Here is a 3,620-nt window from a genome sequence, read left to right as displayed (position 1 = left end):
TTCATAACCTTGCACTTGAAGTAGCTGATGAGTGTGACAATCTTATCGACAAGCAGCGTGAAATGAAGGCGCTTGTCGATCAAGTCAAGTCACTGGTGGGGGATGTCCGGCAACTCGTGACAAACGGTGAAGTTCGAGACGACGGATTTCAGGTTCACGTGCCAAGTAACGTGTATTTGCGGTTGACCAGTTGTTTAGCGGGTATCGAATCGGCGTTGAAACTGACCCACCCAGCAGAGACGGTTACGGTTGAATCTGTCTCAGTGATGTCACAACCAGTCAGTTACATACCATCGCTGTCAAAGCGTTAATCATATAAAAAAACCGGATAACCCAGGCGATCCCTGAGTTATCCGGTAGGTTCGGTTGATAGTCTCCTATCCGTTTATCGCCAGTTGATGTTCCACGGAACCACATTTTGCAGCGCATGGCTGAAGTCCACCAAATCAACATCCTCTTTTAATTTCGGGTAGTCATATTCTGCAATGTATATGTCATGCGTGTCTTCACCTTCATGACCGACTATAGCTACACGTTCTTCTTTGGGTATTTTCTTCTTTACCATCTCAGTAATAAAGTTTTTTCGGAAACTGTGGAATACCAGCTTCTTATCGGTAATGCCGAGGCTATCTAAAAATCTGCGTGGACCGTTGAACCATTTGGAGATGGTCTGACCGACATAGACCTTTTCATCCGGTTTGTTACGGTTCGGGTCGGTTTCCCATAGGTAGAGTTCTGGAAAGAGCCGAGTTTCGCCACGTGAGATAAGATAATCCACACGATTCTTGAATCCAAACCGGATCAAGTCATGATGGATCGGGACAAAACGGCGACTGGTTTCAGTTTTGATAGTGTGACCTTCTGCCTCATCATCAACACTGACGCCATAAACACCGTCTCTAACCATAATATCGGAAAGCTGAATCTGTGCGATTTCAGTTTGTCGCATACCAGACAGTAATGCAATCAACGGTGTCCAGTACTGGTATGTTCTGTTCGGTTTTTTACCAGTGAAGGTCTCATGGCTGAAGATTTTAAGCAGATCATGAGCAGTGAACGGATTGCGCAGACGGTGTTTAAGCCGACGGTCTTTTTGCTTCAAATCACAAAATGGGTTGTACACACCTTTGAAGGCCCACGTGAAAAGTGCTGAACAGTTGCCGATTATGCTGTTGTAGGTTGATATTTCGAGCAAGTCTTCTTTCGGAATCGAGGGGTCGGAAATAAGATCTCTGATGGTTCTGCCTTTATACAGTGGTCTTGTTTTTCGACGTGAGGGCAGTTTACGCAGGATTTTACTGAATGACAGAGCTCTTTGAGGGGTAACGATGACGAGTGACAGATCTCCCAACACTTCTATCAGTAATGTCAAATCAGATCGTACATCGTCAGCATCTTTGGTGTTTTTCCATTTTCCCATCTCCTTGCCGTGTTCCATGTAACCATCGATAGCTGCGGATAGTTTCATCTCACGGGTAAGAGTTTCTGCGTCATCATCAGCCTCAATTATGGCTGGAACCGGTGCTGGATGGACAACAGCAGGAGTAACGGGGACAGCAGGAGGTGGAATATTTTCAACAGGTGCGGTGACAGTGGAAACTTCAGCGGGATGTAAAATATTTCCAACTTGTTGCAAGAGGTTGGCAGCAATCTCAGGGTTGGCAGCTTTTGCGGTGATAAGTGCCTTAAACTCCTCTTCGCTCATTTCTACTTTACGATGAACGCTGGCACCGCCAGGCATTGTGACGGTGGACTCGGCAATAAGTTCGGTCAAACAGGGTATGTCGATTCGTTCTCCAGCCATCGTTGAACCTCGCAAGGTTTCAAATATTAGGTCAGTTTTATACGCTAATACCCTTGCCCGCTTCAAGGCTGTTTGTTTACTGCCGGTTTTTAACGATACCTTGAGTTCGCGACGGCCAAGAACAGTACGCAGTTCATCAGGCACTTTACGGCGGAAGAACCAGTTTGCAGGGGTGGCCAGCAGGTAGCTTTTGGACATAAAAAAGTCTCCTTTGCGCCGGTCGGTGTACCGAAAAGTGTACCGAACGCGAAAAGGAGACTCTACCCGAACAAAACATACTAATAATATCAGTATGTTTTGACAAAATTTTGGTGGAGGCGGTCGGAGTCGAACCGACGTCCAAAAGATCTACAAAACCAGACACTACGAGTGTAGTTCATTTTCTTATCTTACGCCCCGGTCGAAATAGAACAAAATCTCCAGAGCCTCAGAAGGTTTAACTGACACCTACAAACAGGATCACTCTCGTTTACTTACGTCGCTAGGCGAACAGTTACCAGAATTATCTACTGTTTACCCCACCCAGGATGCTCTCTGGGGATTGTTGACACTAGGCGGCGAGGCAAGCCCCGAAACCATAGTTGTCTGCTACTGCATTTTTAAAGTTGGCAAATATAATCTGCAGATTTTTTAACGCGGGCCATCTGCGTCCCTCGACTCGCTTCCAATTCCTTTAATCCCCTGTCGAAACCTTTACGCCCCCAATTTGTGAAAGAACATACTTTATACTATACGCTATCGAGCCTTAATTTTAAACTCTTTTGCATGTTCCCGTTTCAGATCGTTCTTTTTCATATCTTCCCGCTTGTCATGCAGTTTTTTGCCTTTGGCAATCCCCACCTCAACCTTAACCTTGCCATCCTTGAAGTACAGCTTAAGCGGTACAGCGGTACAACCCTCCAGACGGATTCTGGCATGCAGCTTTTCAACCTCTTTCTTGTGCAGCAAAAGTTTACGCTGTCGTTCAGGTTCATGGTTCTGGCGGTTACCGAAATCGTAGGGTGCAATATGCAGGTTATGTAGCCAAGCTTCACCATTCCGCACCAATACAAAGGCATCGGTCAGATTGGATTTACCGGCCCTTAGTGACTTAACTTCTGTTCCGACCAGCACGATACCGGCCTCCAGCCGCTCTTCAATATGGTATTCGTGAAAGGCCCGTTTGTTTGCGCAGATAAGTTTCTCAGACATGATTGGTAGACTGTAGCAGAGCCGGACAAAAAAGGGAATGCCGGAAACGTTGCATAAATGTTGCCTTGCGCCTCCCCTCTTCAGTTGACAAGCGCCGAACTGGAGACTATACAAAAACACTCGGTATTTCGCCTGTTACAGAGTTTATTCAGGAGGTTTTCGCCATGATCAAGGTTTACTACAATGCAAATGGTGTTATTTCAAGCCACCTGATCAGTGGTGATGAGATTGATCTGATAGAATCAAAACAACTGATCTGGGTTGATATGCTTTCCCCAAGCATGACCGAAGTTAGTGAACTTGACAAGAAACTGGGGCTTGATCTGCCAACCCGCCAGGAGACTGAAGAGATCGAGTTTTCTGCCCGCTATTGGGAGGATGAATTTGGTATCACCATCAACACCTATTTTCTGGTAAAACAGGAGACTACCGCCAGTAACGAGTCAGTTTCCTTCACCCTGAAAGACAATTTTGTTATTACCATCCGCTTTATTGAACTACCGGTTTTTGGTGATTTTAATCGCAAGCTGTTGCTTAACCCAAGCCATTATACTGATGGTGCCAGGGTGATGGGTGGTATTCTGGAAATGCGGATTGAAGACGATGCCGATACCCTGGAGGCGGT

The 3,620-nt window shown here is 46.0% G+C and carries 4 protein-coding genes and 1 other RNA gene; 2 read left to right on the top strand and 3 right to left on the bottom strand.

What is annotated here, in order from left to right; translation table 11 throughout:
* The coding region (locus tag OEL57_RS15260; protein WP_300741631.1) for a hypothetical protein at positions 1-311 on the top strand (311 nt) is incomplete at its 5' end.
* 74 nt (positions 312-385) lie between these two features.
* Here the strand turns inward: OEL57_RS15260 and OEL57_RS15255 are convergent.
* From OEL57_RS15255 to smpB, 3 genes are all read right to left on the bottom strand, one after another.
* Complete coding sequence (locus OEL57_RS15255; RefSeq protein ID WP_300741630.1) at positions 386-2,002, bottom strand: site-specific integrase; 1,617 nt, start codon at positions 2,000-2,002, stop codon at positions 386-388.
* 111 nt (positions 2,003-2,113) lie between these two features.
* Positions 2,114-2,507, bottom strand: a transfer-messenger RNA (tmRNA) gene (gene ssrA / locus OEL57_RS15250).
* A gap of 32 nt (positions 2,508-2,539) precedes the next feature.
* Positions 2,540-2,995 (bottom strand): SsrA-binding protein SmpB, encoded by a 456-nt coding sequence (smpB, locus tag OEL57_RS15245; RefSeq protein ID WP_300741629.1) that lies wholly within the window; start codon positions 2,993-2,995, stop codon positions 2,540-2,542.
* A gap of 164 nt (positions 2,996-3,159) precedes the next feature.
* Between smpB and OEL57_RS15240 the strand changes: the two genes are divergently transcribed.
* Positions 3,160-3,620: CorA family divalent cation transporter (locus OEL57_RS15240; RefSeq protein WP_300741627.1), on the top strand; the 461-nt coding region annotated here is incomplete at its 3' end.

Origin of the sequence: Trichlorobacter sp., from assembly GCF_030247655.1 — a bacterium.
Classification (GTDB): Bacteria; Desulfobacterota; Desulfuromonadia; order Geobacterales; family Pseudopelobacteraceae; genus Trichlorobacter.
This window is presented reverse-complemented; position numbering and strand designations above follow the sequence as displayed.